The organism is Stenotrophomonas sp. (genome assembly GCF_032056425.1).
Classification (GTDB): Bacteria; Pseudomonadota; Gammaproteobacteria; order Xanthomonadales; family Xanthomonadaceae; genus Stenotrophomonas.
In genome coordinates this window covers 79,116-96,677 of the sequence record NZ_DAMBCN010000015.1, presented here as the reverse complement: position 1 = coordinate 96,677, position 17,562 = coordinate 79,116, and the positions used below count along the sequence as shown (strand labels likewise).

General features: G+C 67.7%; 18 protein-coding genes. 12 read left to right on the top strand and 6 right to left on the bottom strand.

What is annotated here, in order from left to right; all coding sequences use genetic code 11:
* Positions 1 to 181 precede the first annotated feature (181 nt).
* Positions 182 to 1,549, bottom strand: a complete 1,368-nt coding sequence (locus RTY46_RS11690) for a short-chain fatty acyl-CoA regulator family protein (protein WP_312708528.1) — start codon at positions 1,547 to 1,549, stop codon at positions 182 to 184.
* Between the two features lie 114 nt (positions 1,550 to 1,663).
* Between RTY46_RS11690 and RTY46_RS11685 the strand changes: the two genes are divergently transcribed.
* From RTY46_RS11685 to mmsB, 5 genes are read left to right on the top strand one after another with little or no spacing between them, the layout of a single operon-like run.
* A complete protein-coding gene (locus RTY46_RS11685) occupies positions 1,664 to 3,169 on the top strand; it encodes a CoA-acylating methylmalonate-semialdehyde dehydrogenase (RefSeq protein ID WP_312708526.1) in 1,506 nt (501 codons plus the stop codon).
* 14 nt (positions 3,170 to 3,183) lie between these two features.
* The gene (locus tag RTY46_RS11680; RefSeq protein WP_312708524.1) at positions 3,184 to 4,350 is read left to right on the top strand and encodes an acyl-CoA dehydrogenase family protein; all 1,167 of its coding nucleotides are present in this window, start codon (positions 3,184 to 3,186) and stop codon (positions 4,348 to 4,350) included.
* Positions 4,347 to 5,144 (top strand): enoyl-CoA hydratase, encoded by a 798-nt coding sequence (locus RTY46_RS11675; protein WP_312708523.1) that lies wholly within the window; start codon positions 4,347 to 4,349, stop codon positions 5,142 to 5,144. Before RTY46_RS11680 ends, RTY46_RS11675 begins: the two co-directional genes overlap by 4 nt.
* Positions 5,141 to 6,316, top strand: coding sequence for an enoyl-CoA hydratase/isomerase family protein (locus RTY46_RS11670; protein WP_312708522.1), 1,176 nt, complete (start codon positions 5,141 to 5,143; stop codon positions 6,314 to 6,316). The genes RTY46_RS11675 and RTY46_RS11670 overlap by 4 nt, the downstream gene beginning before the upstream one ends.
* The gene (gene mmsB / locus RTY46_RS11665) at positions 6,313 to 7,203 is read left to right on the top strand and encodes a 3-hydroxyisobutyrate dehydrogenase (RefSeq protein ID WP_312708521.1); all 891 of its coding nucleotides are present in this window, start codon (positions 6,313 to 6,315) and stop codon (positions 7,201 to 7,203) included. Before RTY46_RS11670 ends, mmsB begins: the two co-directional genes overlap by 4 nt.
* 91 nt (positions 7,204 to 7,294) lie before the next feature.
* Here the strand turns inward: mmsB and RTY46_RS11660 are convergent, their stop codons facing one another.
* Positions 7,295 to 7,720, bottom strand: a complete 426-nt coding sequence (locus RTY46_RS11660; protein ID WP_004153735.1) for an organic hydroperoxide resistance protein — start codon at positions 7,718 to 7,720, stop codon at positions 7,295 to 7,297.
* A gap of 109 nt (positions 7,721 to 7,829) precedes the next feature.
* Positions 7,830 to 8,810 (bottom strand): cation transporter, encoded by a 981-nt coding sequence (locus tag RTY46_RS11655; RefSeq protein ID WP_312708520.1) that lies wholly within the window; start codon positions 8,808 to 8,810, stop codon positions 7,830 to 7,832.
* A gap of 208 nt (positions 8,811 to 9,018) precedes the next feature.
* On the opposite strand from RTY46_RS11655, the gene RTY46_RS11650 reads away from it, so the two are divergent.
* The gene (locus RTY46_RS11650; protein ID WP_312708519.1) at positions 9,019 to 10,473 is read left to right on the top strand and encodes a SulP family inorganic anion transporter; all 1,455 of its coding nucleotides are present in this window, start codon (positions 9,019 to 9,021) and stop codon (positions 10,471 to 10,473) included.
* Positions 10,474 to 10,556: 83 nt separating this feature from the next.
* Here RTY46_RS11650 and RTY46_RS11645 read toward each other — a convergent pair whose 3' ends face one another.
* Positions 10,557 to 10,952 carry a lysozyme inhibitor LprI family protein gene (locus RTY46_RS11645; RefSeq protein ID WP_312708517.1) on the bottom strand — a complete coding sequence of 132 codons (396 nt, stop codon included), beginning with the start codon at positions 10,950 to 10,952 and terminating at the stop codon, positions 10,557 to 10,559.
* 293 nt (positions 10,953 to 11,245) lie between these two features.
* Here RTY46_RS11645 and RTY46_RS11640 point away from each other — a divergent pair, with 293 nt between their 5' ends.
* The 6 genes from RTY46_RS11640 (at position 11,246) to RTY46_RS11615 (ending at position 16,401) form a co-directional block, all read left to right on the top strand.
* On the top strand, positions 11,246 to 12,463 hold the full coding sequence (locus RTY46_RS11640) for a lysozyme inhibitor LprI family protein (RefSeq protein WP_312708516.1): 1,218 nt from the start codon (positions 11,246 to 11,248) through the stop codon (positions 12,461 to 12,463).
* A gap of 141 nt (positions 12,464 to 12,604) precedes the next feature.
* The gene (dusA, locus tag RTY46_RS11635) at positions 12,605 to 13,609 is read left to right on the top strand and encodes a tRNA dihydrouridine(20/20a) synthase DusA (protein ID WP_312708515.1); all 1,005 of its coding nucleotides are present in this window, start codon (positions 12,605 to 12,607) and stop codon (positions 13,607 to 13,609) included.
* A 58-nt stretch (positions 13,610 to 13,667) separates the two neighbouring features.
* The gene (locus RTY46_RS11630) at positions 13,668 to 13,811 is read left to right on the top strand and encodes a hypothetical protein (protein ID WP_312708513.1); all 144 of its coding nucleotides are present in this window, start codon (positions 13,668 to 13,670) and stop codon (positions 13,809 to 13,811) included.
* 10 nt (positions 13,812 to 13,821) lie between these two features.
* Positions 13,822 to 14,196, top strand: a complete 375-nt coding sequence (locus RTY46_RS11625) for a hypothetical protein (protein WP_312708511.1) — start codon at positions 13,822 to 13,824, stop codon at positions 14,194 to 14,196.
* A gap of 71 nt (positions 14,197 to 14,267) precedes the next feature.
* Positions 14,268 to 14,951 carry a response regulator transcription factor gene (locus RTY46_RS11620; RefSeq protein ID WP_053520384.1) on the top strand — a complete coding sequence of 228 codons (684 nt, stop codon included), beginning with the start codon at positions 14,268 to 14,270 and terminating at the stop codon, positions 14,949 to 14,951.
* A gap of 25 nt (positions 14,952 to 14,976) precedes the next feature.
* A complete protein-coding gene (locus RTY46_RS11615) occupies positions 14,977 to 16,401 on the top strand; it encodes a sensor histidine kinase (protein ID WP_312708510.1) in 1,425 nt (474 codons plus the stop codon).
* A gap of 93 nt (positions 16,402 to 16,494) precedes the next feature.
* Here RTY46_RS11615 and RTY46_RS11610 read toward each other — a convergent pair whose 3' ends face one another.
* Both RTY46_RS11610 and RTY46_RS11605 read right to left on the bottom strand, forming a co-directional pair.
* Positions 16,495 to 17,241 carry a zinc-dependent peptidase gene (locus tag RTY46_RS11610; protein WP_312708509.1) on the bottom strand — a complete coding sequence of 249 codons (747 nt, stop codon included), beginning with the start codon at positions 17,239 to 17,241 and terminating at the stop codon, positions 16,495 to 16,497.
* A gap of 8 nt (positions 17,242 to 17,249) precedes the next feature.
* A complete protein-coding gene (locus tag RTY46_RS11605; protein WP_312708508.1) occupies positions 17,250 to 17,525 on the bottom strand; it encodes a hypothetical protein in 276 nt (91 codons plus the stop codon).
* Between the last annotated feature and the right edge of the window lie 37 nt (positions 17,526 to 17,562).

Here is a 17,562-nt window from a genome sequence, read left to right as displayed (position 1 = left end):
CCGCACTGGCCGCCTGATCCCCCACCTGTCCAACTTCAGGGGGTCACTTCATGGAGGGGTTAACGGCGTCCCCGCAATCCGACACCGCCCCGCCCAAACACGGAATGCCCGCTTTTGACGTTGCTTCAGTCGAGCATGGCTCGACTCTACGGGGATGCAGGGCGCAGCCCTGCAGAAATACCTACCTCCCCGGCAACTGCGCGAACGCGCGCTGCATGCAGTCCTCCCGCGGGCACACCCGGCACCCCGGCCCGATCGACACCGAGTTCCCCGGGCTCTGCACATCCAGCCCCAGCGAATACACCAACCGTTCCGCATGCTGCAGATCACAGCCCAGCGCCACCGCAAACGTCTTGCGCGGCTGCCCATGCCCCACCGGCCCGCTGCTCACCTGCCGCGCCAGCCAGAAGTGGCGCCGCCCATCGGGCATGCGCGCGGTCTGCGTCAGTATCCGCCCTGGCTGGTTGAACGCCTCGTAGACGATCCACAGCGGGCACGACCCACCCACCTGCGAGAAATGGAAGTCGGTCGCCGAATGGCGCTTGGACACATTGCCCGCACGGTCCACGCGGATGAAGAAGAACGGCAGCCCCGGCGCACTGCGCCGCGCCAGCGTGCTCAATCGATGGCAGACCGCCTCGAAGCCTACGCCGAACTGGTGCGCCAGCAGTTCGATGTCGTAGCTGCTGGCTTCGGCCGCACGCAGGAAGCGCATGTACGGCATCACCAGCGCACCGGCGAAATAATTCGACAGACCAATGCGTGCCTGCGCGATGCGCGCGTCATCGTGGAAGCCGGCGCGTGCCACCACCGCATCGATCTGCGGCAGGTAGCCGCGCAGGGCCAGCTCGGCCGCCATCTGGAACGCCTGCTGGCCCGGCTCCAGATAATCCGGCAGCCACAGCGTGCGGCTGCCGGCGTCGTACTGGCGCTTCTCGCGCCCGGCCTGCAGCGCGGCCACTTCCACCAGCACACCGTGGCGGTCGGCCAGCAGCTGGCGCAGGCGCGGCGCCACGTGGCCCGGTGCCAGCCCCCATTCGGCGAACAGGCGCTCGGCCAGTTCGTCCAGTTCGGGAATGTGGTTGTGCATGCGGTTGAAGAACTCGCGCACCTGGTCACCGGCCGGCAGGGTGCTGCCGGCCCCCGGCTCGCCCAGCTGGAACTCGAGCGCGGCGGCATGCTCGCGCAGGGCCAGGTGGCGGCGGTGCAGGTCCAGCAGCGCGCGGCTGACCTGCGGCAGGTTGCCGGCCAGGGCCCGCAGTTCGGTGGCGCTCACGTCGGCCAGGCCCAGGTCGCGCAGGGTCTCGCCCAGCGACTCCTGCAGTGCAGCGGGCTCATCGTCGTCGAACAGGGCTGAAACATCGCCCAACACCTCGCCCAGTTTCTTCTGCACGGCCGGCGTCAGCGGGCGCTTGTTGCGCTCGATCTGGTTCAGGTAGCTGGCCGACAGGCCGAGGGCGCGGGCCAGGTCCACCTGGCTGTAGCCGCGCTGCTCGCGCAGTCGCAGCAGGCGCAGGCCCAGTTGGCGTTGTGAAGGCTGGAAATTCACAGAATTAACAGGAATCGTCTGGCGTGTTGGCCAGATTAAGCGGATTCAGGCCGGAAATCGAGGCGCCTGCTGTGAATAATGCCAAGCATCTTTCGAGCCCGTGGGATTGTCGTCATGACCGTTGCAGCGCCCCGTATCCGCATGCTGATCGATGGCCAGTTCATCGAATCGGCCACCTCCCACTGGCAGGACGTGGTCAACCCGGCCACCCAGGACGTGCTGGCGCAGGTGCCGTTCGCCACCACCAGCGAAGTGGATGCCGCCGTGGCCGCCGCCAAGGAAGCCTTCAAGACCTGGCGCAAGACCCCGATCGGCACCCGCGCGCGCATCTTCCTGAAGTACCAGCAGCTGATCCGCGAGAACATGAGCGAGCTGGCCCACATCCTCACCGCCGAACAGGGCAAGACCCTGCCCGACGCCGAAGGCGATGTGTTCCGCGGCCTGGAAGTGGTCGAGCACGCTGCCGCCATCGGCAACCTGCAGCTGGGCGAGCTGGCCAACAACGTGGCCAACGGCGTGGACACCTACAGCATTATGCAGCCGCTGGGCGTGTGCGCCGGCATCACCCCGTTCAATTTCCCCGCAATGATCCCGCTGTGGATGTTCCCGATGGCCATCGCCACGGGCAACACCTTCGTCCTCAAGCCGTCCGAGCAGGACCCGATGGTGACCATGCGCCTGGTCGAACTGGCGCTGGAAGCCGGCATTCCGAAGGGCGTGCTGAACGTCGTCCATGGTGGCGAGGAAGTGGTCAACGCGATCTGCGACCACCCGGACATCAAGGCCGTGTCGTTCGTCGGTTCCACCCGCGTCGGCACCCACGTCTACAACCGCGCCTCGCTGGCCGGCAAGCGCGTGCAGTGCATGATGGGCGCCAAGAACCACGCCGTGGTGCTGCCGGACGCGAACAAGGAACAGACCCTCAACGCGATGGTCGGCGCCGCCTTTGGTGCGGCCGGCCAGCGCTGCATGGCCGCCTCCACCCTGGTGCTGGTCGGCGAAGCGCGCGGTTGGGTGCAGGACCTGGTGGCCAAGGCCAAGACCCTCAAGGTCAGCGGCGGCACCGTCTCCGGCACCGACGTCGGCCCGGTCATTTCCTGCAGCGCCCGCGAGCGTGTGGAAGGCCTGATCGCCTCGGGCGTGGAGCAGGGCGCCAAGCTGGTGCTCGATGGCCGCAAGCCTCAGGTCGATGGCTTCGAGAAGGGCAACTTCGTCGGCCCGACCATCTTTGCCGGTGTCACCACCGACATGCGCATCTACCAGGAAGAAATCTTCGGGCCGGTGCTGGTCATCCTTGAAGCGGAAACGCTGGACGAGGCCATCGCCATGGTCAACAGCAACCCGAACGGCAACGGCACCGCGCTGTTCACCCAGTCCGGCGCTGCCGCCCGCAAGTTCCAGGAAGACATCGACGTCGGCCAGGTCGGCATCAACGTGCCGATTCCGGTGCCGGTGCCGCTGTTCTCGTTCACCGGTTCGCGCGCATCCAAGCTGGGCGACCTGGGCCCGTACGGCAAGCAGGTGGTGCTGTTCTACACCCAGACCAAGACCGTCACCGCACGCTGGTTCGATGACGAGACGCTGAGCCACGGCGTCAACACCACCATCAGCCTGAAGTAAGGGCGGGAGCAGCCATGAGCCACTCGATGACGACGGACCAGGAAGAAGCGCAGCAGGCGTACCGCGAAGCCGCGCGTGACTTCGCACAGGCCGAACTGGCACCGCACGCCGCGCGATGGGATGCGGAGGGCATCTTTCCGCGCGAGGCGATCGCCAAGGCCGGCGAACTGGGCTTCTGCGGTCTGTACATGGACCCGGAAGTCGGCGGCAGCGGCCTCAGCCGCCTGGACGCCGCCGTCGTCATCGAGGAGCTCGCCAACGTCGATCCGTCGACTGCGGCGTACATCAGCATCCACAACATGGCTTCGTGGATGGTGTCCAAGTGGGGCCAGGCCGAACTGCGTGATGCGTGGGGCACCGATCTGTCCTCGGGCAGCAAGCTGGCCTCGTACTGCCTGACCGAGCCTGGCGCCGGTTCCGATGCGGCCTCGCTGAAGACGACCGCCGCGCGCGATGGCGACTTCTATGTGCTGAACGGCTCCAAGGCCTTCATTTCCGGCGCTGGTGCCACCGAACTGCTGGTGGTGATGGCGCGTACCGGCGGTGCCGGTGCCGGCGGTGTCAGCGCCATCGCGGTGCCGGCCGACCTGCCAGGCATCAGCTATGGCCGCAAGGAAGAGAAGATGGGCTGGAACAGCCAGCCCACCCGCGGCATCACCTTCGAAAACGTGCGCGTGCCGGCCAGCCACCTTCTGGGAGAGGAAGGCGGCGGCTTCAAGCTGGCGATGAAGGGGCTGGACGGCGGCCGCATCAACATCGCTGCCTGCTCGCTGGGTGCCGCGCAGGGCGCGCTGGATGCCGCACGCCGCTACATGGGCGAGCGCCGCCAGTTCGGCAAGGCGCTGGCCGATTTCCAGGCGCTGCAGTTCAAGCTGGCCGACATGGCCATCGAATTGGTCGCCGCGCGGCAGATGGTGCACTCGGCCGCGCGCAAGCTCGACGCCGGTGCCAGCGATGCCAACGTGTGGTGCGCGATGGCCAAGCGCTTCGCCACCGATGCCGGTTTCAGGATCTGCAACGAAGCGCTGCAGATTCACGGCGGCTACGGCTATATCCGCGAATACCCGATCGAGCGCCTGCTGCGCGACAGCCGCGTGCACCAGATCCTGGAAGGCACCAACGAGATCATGCGGGTGATCGTGGCCCGCCACCTGCTCAACACCGAAGAGGAACTGCGATGAAGGATTGGCGTACCCAGGAGCACGTGGGCCTGAAGGTCGAGGCCGATGGCCACACCGCCGTGGTCACCCTGCACAACCCGCCGGCGCATACCTGGACCGTGCACAGCCTGTCCGCGCTGCGCGACCTGGTGGGCGCGCTCAACGCAGACCGCGACATCTACGCGCTGGTGATCACCGGTGACGGCGAGAAGTTCTTCTCCGCCGGTGCCGACCTCAACCAGTTCGCCTCGGGCGACAAGGCCGCCGCACGCGAGGCCGCACGCCGTTTCGGTGAAGCCTTCGAAGCGCTGTCCGGTTTCCGTGGCGTGTCCATCGCCGCCATCAACGGCTACGCCATGGGCGGTGGCCTGGAATGCGCGCTGGCCTGCGACCTGCGCATCATCGAAGACCACGCCCAGGTCGCGCTGCCGGAGGCCACCGTCGGCCTGCTGCCGTGCGCCGGTGGCACCCAGAACCTGCCGCGCCTGGTCGGCGAGGGCTGGGCCAAGCGCATGATCCTGCTGGGCGAGCGCATCAACGCTGAAACCGCCGTGCGCATTGGCCTGGCCGAAGAAAAGGTCGGCAAGGGCGAAGCCATGTCGCTGGCGCTGGAGTGGGCGAAGAAGGCCGGCAAGCAGAGCCCGACCAGCATCGCCGCCTGCAAGACCTTGGTGCAGTCCACCCGCACCAGCACCCACGCCTCGGCGCTGGTGGCCGAGCGCGAAGCCTTCGTCGATCTGTTCGACACGGCCGACCAGGTCGAGGGCGTGAGCGCCTTCCTGGAAAAGCGCGCCGCGCAGTGGAAGAACGCATGAGCACCGACACCGTTGCCGATGAAGCACCGGTGCTGTTCGAAGAGCGCGTGGCCGGCAACGGCACGCGCATCGGCATCGCCACGCTCAACGCGCCGCGCACGCTCAATGGGTTCTCGCTGCCGATGGCGCACCTGCTGCTGAAGCAGCTCACCATCTGGGCCGACGATGACGGCATCGCGCTGGTGGTGCTGCAGGGGGCCGGTGAAAAGGCGTTCTGCGCTGGCGGTGACCTGCACAGCCTGTACAAGAGCATGGTCGCCTTCCGCGAGGCCGGCCACAGCGACATCCGCGAAAACGACTACGCCGCCGAGTTCTTCGACGTCGAGTACCGCGTCGATTACCTCATCCACACCTACGCCAAGCCGATCCTGTGCTGGGGCCACGGCATCGTGATGGGCGGCGGCATCGGGCTGATGTCCGGCGCCAGCCACCGCGTGGTCAGCGAGCGTTCCAAGCTGGCCTTCCCGGAAATCACCGTCGGCCTGTTCCCCGATGTCGGCGGGAGCTGGCTGCTGCCGCGCGTGCCGGGCAAGGGCGGCCTGTTCCTGGCCCTGACCGGCGCGCTGCTGAACCCCGGTGATGCCATCTACGCCGGCCTGGCCGACGTGCACGTTGCCGAAGAACGCCGCAGCGCGGTGTTCGATGCGCTGCTGCAGGTGGCCTGGTCGGGCGATGCCGCGCACAACCACGAACGCCTGGATCATCTGCTGCAGTCGCATGCCAGCGACGCGGCCACCGGCCCGCTGCTGGCCAACGCCGCGCAGGTCGATGCGCTGTGCGAAGGTGATGACCTGGTGGCGATCATCGACCGCATCGCGCACCTGCAGAGTGACGATGCCTGGTTGCAGGCCGCACAGAAGACGCTCGCCGCCGGCGCTCCCGGTTCGGCGCGGCTCGCCTTCGAACTGCAGCGCCGCAGTGCCGGCCAGGATCTGGCCAGCGTGTACCGTCTGGAATACATCACCGCGCTGCATTGCGCCGCCCGTGGCGACTTCGCCGAAGGCATCCGCGCGCTGCTGATCGACAAGGACCGCACCCCGCAGTGGAACCCGGCCACCCTGGCCGAGGCCACCGCCGCGTGGGCCGACACCTTCTTTGTTTCCCCCTGGGCCGAGGCCGCGCACCCGCTGGCCGACCTGGGCACTCCGCTTGCTGAAAGGAGCCTTGCATGAGCCGCATTGCATTCATCGGGTTGGGCAACATGGGTGGCCCGATGGCCGCCAATCTGGTCAAGAACGGCCACACCGTGCGTGTGTTCGATCTGGTGCCGGCCGCGGTCCAGGCCGCCGTCGATGCCGGTGCCAGCGCCGCGCCGTCGGCGCGCGACACCCTGGCCGACGTCGAAGTGGTGATCTCGATGCTGCCGGCCAGCCGCCACGTCGAAGGCGTGTACCTGGGCGATGACGGCATCCTGGCCGCCATTCCGGCCGGTGCACTGGTCATCGACTGCAGCACCATTGCACCGGCCAGTGCGCGCAAGGTCTCTGAAGCCGCCGCTGCGCGCGGCCTGCAGATGTTGGACGCACCGGTGTCCGGCGGTACCGCCGGCGCACAGGCCGGCACGCTCACCTTCATCGTCGGTGGCGAAGAGGACGCGCTGGAACGTGCGCGCCCGGTGCTGCAGGCGATGGGCAGGAACATCTTCCACGTCGGTGCCAGCGGCGCCGGCCAGGTGGCCAAGCTGTGCAACAACATGGCGCTGGGCGTGATCATGGCCGTCACCGGCGAAGCCATCGCCCTGGGCGTGGCGCACGGTCTGGACCCGAAGGTGCTGTCGCAGATGATGGCGGTCAGCACCGGCCGCAGCTGGGCCACCGAAGTGTGCAACCCGTGGCCGGGCGTGCTGGAAAACGCCCCGGCCTCGCGCGGCTACAGCGGCGGCTTCGGCAGCGATCTGATGCTGAAGGACATGGGCCTGGCCGTGGAAGCGGCGATGAGCGTTGGCGCCTCGATCCCGCTGGGCGAAGTGGCCCGTAACCTGTATTCGATGAACCACCAGGCCGGCCGCGGCAAGCTGGATTTCTCCAGCGTGGTGCAGTTGATCACCAGCGACAAATAAGCGAATGCGTCCCCGGCCCTGTGCCGGGGCCCACCCGAGGTGGGATGGGCGGATGCCCGGTTTCGACCGGCATCCGCCCATTTTTTTGGGGTCAGGCAACGATCAGGGTCACGTCGATGTTGCCGCGGGTGGCATTGGAGTACGGGCAGACGATGTGCGCCTTCTGCACCAGTTCTTCCACCTGCTCGCGCGGCACGCCCGGCACGTTGATGGTCAGCTCGGCTTCAATGCCGAAACCGGTCGGGATCTGGCCGATGCCGACCTTGCCGGTCACGGTGGTGTCGGCGGGCAGGGCGACCTTGGCCTGGCCGGCCACGAACTTCAGTGCGCCCAGGAAGCAGGCCGAATAACCGGCGGCGAACAACTGTTCCGGGTTGGTGCCCGGGCCGCCGGCGCCGCCCAGCTCGCGCGGGGTCGAAAGCTGGATGTCCAGCACGTTGTCGGAGGAGACCGAACGGCCTTCACGGCCGCCGGTGGAGGTGGCCTGGGCGGTGTACAGAACCTTTTCGATGGACATGGGATGCTCCTGGTGAGTGGGTGGGTGTTGCGATGAAGCTACTTTGCCCGTTCCGCGTGGACGATGGGTGACAGTGAGTCCGCAAATATTGATAGATCGTCCGGCGGTGCTAGATCGTCCATTCGCGGTCGGTGGTGAACATGATGGTCAGCCAGCGGTCCGGCGAGGCCTCGCCCAGCGCATCGCCGATCTCGTCACGCAGCCGGTCCCATTCCAGCAGCGGCCGCGGCGGGTCGTCCTCGCGCACCACGAAGAACAGCTCGATCTGCTCGCCGCGCCCCACCTGGGCCACGTAGCTGCGGTGTTCGACGAAGCCATGCCGGGCCACCACATCGCGTGCCACCGTATCCACGTGTGCCTGCAGTTCCGGCGGGGTGACCAGCAGGATGCCGGCCAGCGCCCGCCGTACCGTGCCCAGCGGGGCAATCATCACCAGCACGCAGACGAAGGCCAGGATGGCCGGATCGATGTACGGCCCGACCCACGCCAACGACGTGCCGCGCACCAGCACGCCGCCCAGGAACGCGACCAGGTAGCAGGCCGACATGCTGGCCGCGATCACCCAGTTCTTCGCGTCCAGCGCGATGAACTCCGAGCCGATGCGGCGGTTGGCGCGCACGATGAACCACGCCAGGGCGCCTTCGGCCACGATGGACAGGCCGGCGAAGATGATGGCCGGGCCCAGTGCGATTTGCCGGCCGCCGGACATCAGCGCATCCACCGCGTTGACCAGCGCGTACAGCGCCGCGCCGATCATCAGCGTGCCACTGACCCCCAGCACGATCGGCTCCAGGTGCCAGAAGCCCATGGTGAAGCGCTGGTTCAACCGTGACTGCAGCGCATCGGTATTGGTGGACAGGGCGATCAGCCGGGTTACCAGCAGCGACAGCCAGGTCATCACCACGTCGATCAGGCCGTAGATGCCATCGAAGATGATCAGCGAGGAATTGGCCAGCAGCCCGAACACCACGGCCGCAGCGGCCAGCAGCAGCGAGGCGGCGATGGACAGGCGCAGCACGCCCTGTTCGCTGCTGGGATCGAAGAAATGCGGGCGGATGGTGGCCATGGTTCGATTGTAGGGCCGGGCCATGCTCGGCTGCGTTTCCGCCACGCCCGCGCTATCCCCGCCGCGCCGGTTCCCGTAGACTGCGCCCCTTCCCACGTACCGACCCCGCCTGCAGTGATCACGCCACCCTGACCCTTGCCGCACCTCGGCAGCCGGCCCGCCCGGCTCAGGAACCCGTGTCTTTCCACTGCAGCGCCACGTGGCCAAGCCCCCGTGCGCGCGGAGTTTTCCCATGCAAACGTCCTATCCCCTGCGCCAGCAATGGCTCGGCAACATCCGTGGTGACCTGCTGTCCGGCATGGTCGTCGCCCTGGCCCTGATTCCCGAGGCCATCGCTTTCTCGCTCATCGCCGGCGTCGACCCCAAGGTAGGCCTGTACGCGGCCTTCTCGATCGCCGTGGTCACCGCCATTGCCGGTGGCCGCCCGGGCATGATCTCCGCCGCCACCGGCGCCATGGCCCTGGTCATGGTCGATCTGGTGAAGGACCACGGTCTGCAGTACCTGTTCGCGGCCAGCATCCTGGCCGGGCTGCTGCAGGTGCTGGCCGGCGTGTTCAAGCTGGGCTCGCTGATGCGTTTCGTCTCGCGCTCGGTCATCACCGGCTTCGTCAACGCGCTGGCAATCCTGATCTTCCTGGCACAGATGCCGGAACTGATCGGCCGCGGCCCCACTGTGTACGTGCTGTGCGCGGCGGCGCTGGCGATCATCTACCTGCTGCCGCGCATCACCCGCGCGGTGCCGTCGCCGCTGGTGGCGATCGTGGTGCTTACCGCCGCGGTCATCGGCTTCGGCATCGACGTACGCAGCGTGGGCGACATGGGCCAGCTGCCCGACAGCCTGCCGCACTTCCTCATCCCCGATGTGCCCTTCAGTTGGGAGACCCTGCGCATCCTGCTGCCCGTGTCGGCCACGCTGGCCGTGGTGGGGCTGCTGGAATCGATGATGACCCTGCAGATCGTCGAAGACATCACCGAAACGCCCAGTGAGCGCAACCGCGAGTGCGTCGGCCAGGGCGTGGCCAATACGATCACCGGTTTCCTCGGCGGCATGGCCGGCTGCGCGATGATCGGCCAGTCGGTCATCAACGTGACCTCCGGTGGCCGCGGCCGCCTGTCCTGCCTGGTGGCCGGCGTGCTGCTGCTGGTACTGGTGGTGTACGGCAGCGATCTGGTGCGGCAGATTCCCATGGCCGCGCTGGTGGCGGTGATGATCATGGTCAGCATCGGCACCTTCAGCTGGCGCTCGCTGCGCGACCTGCGCACGCACCCGCGCAGTTCCTCGGCGGTGATGCTGCTGACCGTGGTGGTTACCGTGGCCACGCATGACCTGGCCAAGGGCGTGCTCAGTGGCGTGCTGCTGTCGGCGCTGTTCTTCGCCCGCAAGGTCGGCCGCATGCTGGACGTGCAGCGTGAAACCGTGGGCGACGAACAGGTCTACCGCGTGCGTGGCCAGGTGTTCTTCGCCTCGGCCGGCCAGCTGGGAGCCGCCTTTGACTACCAGCACGTGGCGCCGAAGGTGCAGATCGACCTGCGTGAGGCCCACCTGTGGGACCTGACCGCCGTGGCCGCGCTGGAGCGCGCGCAGGAAAAGCTGGCTGCGCACGGAGCACAGGTGACCGTGGTGGGTCTCAACGCCGCCAGCCATACCTTGATCGAACAGGTGGGCGGCCGCGGCGGCGGCCACTGACATGTGGCCGGCGTGGGCGATGCGCTGGCACCGGCGGCGCGTCGACGCCGGGCATCGCGCGGGACGCCCAGCCCTGCGCCGGCTCAGTCCAGCAGTTGCAGATACTTCTGCAGCTGGTCGGCGCGTGCGCTCAGGCGCATCACATCATCCAGTCCACTCTGCAGGTTGCCCACCTGCGAGTTGTCATACAGGGCGGTATCCAGCTCGCTGTCGCGGCTGCGCGACTGCAGCCATGCGCGCTGTGCATTCACCAGCTTGGTACGGCTGTCGCCGCTCAGGCGGGCGTGCAGCTGCGTGTAGACCCGGTTCAAGCGCTGGTCCTGAAGGGTGGTTTCCGCCGACAGGCAGGCCGCCTGTTCGATGGCGCCCTGCGCGTTGTCGCGGCAGGCGCTGAAGGTGGAACTCAGGCCGCTGGTGGCCGGCGCCGCGCTGGCGGTGCCAATGGCCAGCACCGCCATCGTCAGGGCGGTCAGGGTCATGCTCATCCGCGTGTGCTGTTTCATCGCTTTCACATATCCATTCCATGGCGAACGCAGGACTATACCCCGCAGCCCGGGGGCTGGGCCGTCAACGAGGGGAGACCGCCATGGCGGGAGGCCTTCGAAACAGGGTTCTGCGACCGCGTTCACGCAACATGAATCCAGTCAGGCACGTGCTGCGGGAGCTGCCTTAGCATGGCCGGGGTGATGGGGCCGATGGACGGCCCCGCCTGGAACGGCAGCTGCCGTCCACTCGCAGGGAGACGCAGGTGATGCAGGCAACAACACTCCGCATGGGCCACGAACGTGGGCTGCCGGGCCGACGCTGTGCAGTGCTGCTGCTATGCGCGACGCTGGTCGGCTGTCAGGCGTCTTCGTCCACCGCGTCGACCGACGCCACGCCCGCCGCGACGCACGAAGCGACCGCGCACGATGCGCCCCGGTATCCCGACGCCTCCTACAGCGAAGGGCGCGTGCGCCCGGCCTACGGCTACTGCGTGGATGGTGTAGACGACGCGGCCACCCTGCAGGCGTGCGGCCGGGAAGAACTGGCCTATCAGCAGCAGCGACTGCAGGACGCGACCCGCACGGTGGTGGCAGGCCTCGATGACGCGGCCAAGGCGGCGTTCCTGGCGACCGAGGCAGACTGGCGCCGCGATACCGACCGTTACTGCACCGCCGCGGCCCAAGCGGATGTCGGTGTCATGCAGCGGGCGCAGGAGTGCCGACTGATGCGCGTGGCCAACCGCGCCGACGCCCTGCTGGCGCAGAGTCGCCCGGCGGATACGTCCTTCACCCAGGCACCGCTGCGCGCGCAGTTCATCCGCTGCGTGCAGGATGCGCGGGGCATGAATGACAAGCTTATGGCGTGCGATGCCACCGAGTTCGCCTACCAGGAGAAACAGCTGGCCGCACAGGTGTCGCGGTTGATGGCCGGCCCGGACGGTCCGGCCAAGGACCGCTGGATGGATGAGCAGGCCTACTGGGGTGAAGACACCGAAAAACACTGCGCGCCCGCCAGTGACCATATCGGACCGACGCTGGATGCGATGTCGTGCCGCCTCAACCGTTATGCCAACCGTGCGGTCGAGCTGCAGGCGCTGACGCTGACGCCGGTTGCGGCAGCGGCCGGGGGCGATGCCGAGGATGACATGCCGGCCCGGCGTCCGGATGATTCGTACAACAAGGCCACGCTGCGCCCGCGCTACACCGCCTGCGTGGAAGCATCCGACGCCGTGACCCCCGCGCTGCAGGCCTGTGGCGATGAAGAACTGCGTTACCAGGAAGACCGGCTGGCGGCGATCGTCGCAACGCAGGTGGCCCGCCCGGACAGCAAGGCCAAGGATGACTGGATGGACGCGCAGGCCGCGTGGTGGGCCGACACTGACCGCTACTGCACCTGGGATCCGCGCACCGAAGGCCAGGGTCAGATGCTGGACGCGCAGTCCTGCCGCATCAACCGCGTGGCCAACCGTGTGGACCAGTTGAACGCTGCGACCGGTCAACGCTGAGCCGGACCCCTCCAGGTGCCTGCCGCCCGGGTCCGGGTTGCGCCGGCAGGGGGCGGCCGCGCCGTGCGCCCGACGCCATTCAGCCGTGCGGTGTAAACTATTGATCTCACTGGCAATGCCAGCCCCACGATCAATGCCCCGATGACGTCCGCTACTGCCCGTTACGCCGATTCCCTGCGCCTGTCCGTTGCCCCCATGATGGATTGGACTGACCGTCATTGCCGCGTGTTCCACCGCGCGCTGGCGCCCGGCGCCCGGCTGTACACGGAAATGGTGCACGCCAACGCGGTCATCCACGGTGACCGCGAGCGCCTGCTCGGCTTCGACGGCAGCGAGCACCCGCTCGCGCTCCAGCTGGGCGGCAGCGATCCGGCCCTGCTGGCGCAGGCCGCGCGCATTGCCGCCGACTGGGGCTACGACGAAGTGAACCTCAACTGCGGCTGCCCGTCCGACCGCGTACAGGCCGGCCGCTTTGGCGCGTGCCTGATGCGCGAACCGGCGCTGGTGGCCGAGTGCGTGGCGGCCATGGTCGCGGCGGTGGACATTCCGGTGACGGTGAAGTGCCGGCTGGGTGTGGACGACGACAGCGACTACGACGTCTTCGCTTCGTTCGTCGATCGCCAGGTGCAGGCCGGCGCGGACATGGTCGTGGTGCACGCGCGCAACGCCTGGTTGAAGGGCCTTTCGCCGAAGGAAAACCGCGAAGTGCCGCCGCTGAAGTACGACTGGGCGTACCGCCTCAAGCAGGAGCGCCCGGCGCTGCCGGTGGTCATCAACGGCGGCCTTGCGACGGTGGAGGCGGTGCAGGCCCAGGCCGCGCACGTCGATGGCGTGATGCTGGGCCGGGCGGCCTACCACGACCCCTACCTGCTGCATCAGCTGGAGGCGCTGCACACCGGCGCCCCGCTGCGCCCGCGTGGCGAACTGCTGCGCGCGCTGCGCCCCTACGTGCAGGCGCGCCTGGACGAAGGCCTGGCGCTGAAGCACATCACCCGCCACCTGCTGGGCCTGTTCCATGGGCAGCCCGGTGGCCGCGCGTTCCGCCAGGTGCTGAGCGAGGGCGCCCATCGCCCCGGCGCCGACTGGACGCTGATCGAGCAGGCGCTGGCGGTGACCGAACGCGAGGCCGACCGCGCCGCGGCGTGATATCAGTCACATTCCTGACTTGACAAGCGCAGTCGATTCGTCCCGAATGTTCACTTAGATGAATGAAGCCGAGGCGGGGCCGGAAAAGTTCAGACCGGATTCACTGCGCAAAACCAAGAATTTGCAAAAGATTTGTAAAGGTCAGGCTTGGCGCCCGATCCCCGGATTTACGACTTTTGAACAAATTGCCGCGCTCGGCTAGGATCGCTTCGATGTCTTCCGCTTCCCTCCATCGCCGTCTTGCCCTCGCCACCTGCGTGGCGCTGGCCGTTGCGCCGCTGTCGTCAGCGCTGGCACAGCAGCCGCCGCGCGGCGACCAGGGGCGCGCGGAGATGATGGAACGCAGTGATCGCGGCGGCCGCGGTGACGAACGTTCGCTGTCCGACGCGGTGCGTCGGGTGCAGCGCACCACCGGCGGCCACATCCTGGGCGCCGAGCGGGTCCCGTTCGATGGTCGTGACATCAACCGGGTGAAATACATGGACGACCGGGGACGGGTCCGCTACATGGACGACCCCGCCCCGGCACGTTCACAGCCGCGCACGCCGCGGTCGGATATGTCATCACTACGCGGCGATAACCCCTGAACAGGGATAGTTGCCGCATCACCCCGTACCCACAGGCCTGCGGGCCACACCCAGCACACTAGGGAGAGTTCATGCGTATCCTTCTGGTCGAAGACGAAGCCCCGCTGCGTGAGACCCTGGCAGCCCGGCTCAAGCGCGAAGGTTTTGCCGTCGATGCAGCACAGGACGGCGAAGAAGGCCTCTACATGGGCCGCGAAGTGCCGTTCGACGTCGGCATCATCGACCTGGGCCTGCCCAAGATGTCGGGCATGGAGCTGATCAAGGCCCTGCGCGATGAAGGCAAGAAGTTTCCGGTCCTGATCCTGACCGCCCGTTCCAGCTGGCAGGACAAGGTCGAAGGCCTGAAGCAGGGCGCCGACGATTACCTGGTCAAGCCGTTCCATGTGGAAGAGCTGCTGGCCCGCGTCAACGCGCTGCTGCGCCGCGCCGCTGGCTGGAGCAAGCCCACCCTGGAATGCGGCCCGGTGGCCCTGGATCTGGCCGCACAGACGGTCAGCGTGAGCGGCAGCAACGTGGACCTGACCAGCTACGAGTACAAGGTGCTGGAATACCTGATGATGCATGCCGGTGAACTGGTCTCCAAGGCCGACCTCACCGAGCACATCTACCAGCAGGATTTCGACCGCGACTCCAACGTGCTGGAAGTTTTCATCGGCCGCCTGCGCAAGAAGCTGGACCCGGACGGCGAACTGAAGCCGATCGAGACCGTGCGTGGCCGCGGCTACCGTTTCGCGATTCCGCGCAACGAGGGCTGAGCCGGCTTACCCTGGCGATTGAATGATGTCCGGCCGTCTGTGGTTCTTCCGACGCTGGCGGCCGCGCTCACTGCAGGCGCGCCAGACGTTTGCCGCGTCCGTGGGCCTGGTCGCGTTCCTGGCCCTGGCCGGTTACGCGCTCGACGCCGCCTTCGCCGATACGGCGAAGGCGAACCTGCGTGAGCGCCTGAAGAACTACGCCACCGCCTATGCGGCCGGCATCGACTTCACCCGCGACCGTTCGCTGTATATCCGCGAACAGCCGCCGGATCCGCGTTTCGACGTGCCCGGCAGCGGCCTCTACCTGCAGGTGGTGATGCCCGACGGCAAGGGTAATTCCATGTCCGCCGAAGGCCCCATGCTGCCCACCGTGGGCGGTGGCCTGCTGGCGCCGCGCCAGGAAGTGTTCGAAGGCCCGCTGCCGATGATCCAGATCGACGGCAGCCAGGGCTCGGTGTACCGCTATGGCCTGGGCCTGGTGTGGGACGCCGACGCCGACCCGGCCACCGAATTCCCGTACACCATCTACGTGATGGAAGACTCGCGCGCGCTGGGTGCGCAGCTGCGCGTGTTCCGCAGCCGCGTCTGGTTTTACCTGGGCGGCATCGGCCTGATCCTGCTGCTGCTGCAGACGGTCATCCTGCAGTGGAGCCTGCGCCCGTTGCGGCGGGTGATCACCGAGCTGACCAAGGTGCAGCGCGGCGAAACCGAGCGCATGAGCGAGCGCCACCCGCGCGAGCTTGAGCCGCTGACCGACAGCATCAACGCCTTCATTGAAAGCGAACGCGAGAACCTGGAGCGCCAGCGCAACACCCTGGCCGACCTGGCGCACAGCCTGAAGACGCCCATTGCCGTGCTGCGCACGCAGATGGACAGCGGTGCCGGTGACGGCGCGCTGCGCGAGGAGCTGGACGTACAGCTGCAGCGCATGAACAACCTGGTGTCGTACCAGCTGGCGCGTGCCGCCTCGTCAGGCCACAAGCTGTTCTCCGCGCCACTGCCGATCGAACCCAACGCCGAGGAAATCGTGCGTGGCCTGGAAAAGGTCTACGCGTCGAAGGGCGTGCTGTGCGAATTCGACATCGACCCGGCCGCGCGCTTCCACGGCGAGCCGGGCGACCTGCAGGAACTGTTGGGCAATCTGCTGGAAAACGCCTTCAAGTGGGCCAAGCGCCGCGTGCTGCTGACTGCCCAGCCGTTGCCGGCGCCGAACGCGCGCCGCGCCGGCCTGGTGCTGGCGGTGGACGATGATGGCCCGGGCATCGCCCCGGATGACATCGGCAAGGTGCTGCAGCGTGGCGTGCGCGGCGACGAGCGTGTGCAGGGCCATGGCATCGGCCTGTCGATCGTGCAGGACCTGATCAAGGACTACCGCGGCGAACTGCTGGTGGTCCGCTCCAGCGAACTGGGCGGCGCCCGCTTCGAAGTACGCCTGCCGCCGGGCCCGTAACGATCCGGCAATCCGATCTGCCGGGCACGGCCCGGCGCTACCGCTCGACGTGTCCCCCAGGTAGCGCCAGGCCATGCCCGGCGTACGGATGAATCAACCGACCATTGCCGGCGGCGGGCCATACAACCGCCGCAGATGCGCAGCGACCTCGGGCAATGCCTCGGCCAACAGATCCGGCGCGGAGAAATGGTACTCACTGGCCACCGCGAAGAACTCTTCCGGGGCCTCGGCCGCATACGGGTCGATCAACGTTTCCACACCCGCATCCACCTGCGCGCAGAAGGCGTCATAGGACTGCTGGAACGTGGCCGCCCATTCGCGCTGCCATGCACGCGGCAGCGGCGGGGTGCCATCCATCGCGCCATCCAATGCATCCAGCTTGTGCACCATCTCGTGCACGGCCACGCAGAAGCCATCGTGCGGCGCGGCCAGATCGGCCTGCACATCGGCCCACGACAGGATCAGCGGACCGCTGTCCCATGCTTCCCCAATCAGCTCGTCATCCCACTCGTGCAGCACGCCGGCCGCATCCATGTGGCTGCGGTGCACGCGGAACGCGTCGGGATAGATGATCAGCTGCGACCAGCCCTGCAGCCCCACTTCGCCGAATTCCAGCAGCGGCAGGCAGCACAGCGCCGCAAGCAGCACGCCGTCGGCCACCTGCAGCTGCAGGTCGCCCACCGGGGTCAGGGTCTTTTCGTGCAGGAAGCGCGTGGCCAGTACGCGCAGGCGCGCGCGGCGCCCCTCATCCAGGCCGCGCAGCCACGCCGCATGCTGGCAGGCATCATCCCAATGGATGTCTTCGATCGGCCGCGGCGTGGGCCGCAGCCACTGCAACAACGACCTGATCAGCGGAACATGCCCGGCAGGTAGCTGTGCCACTTCGGTGCGCGGATGCGCGGCAGCACATCGTCATCGCCGCCACCGCCGCTGGTGGTGCTGGCCGCAGGGCGTACCGGCGCCGGCTTGGCCGCTGCACTGGTGGGCGCGGCGCTGGGCGCGCGCTGCGAAGCGGCATCCCCGGCCGAATACACACAGGCGCCGCGGCTGTCATCGAGCGCTGCCGTGGCCGACGCCGCAAAGGGCATCGTCAGCAGGATCAGGCAATGGGCATAACGGCGCATTGACGACATCCACGTTAAGGGGAGGTGAGTTCCCGAT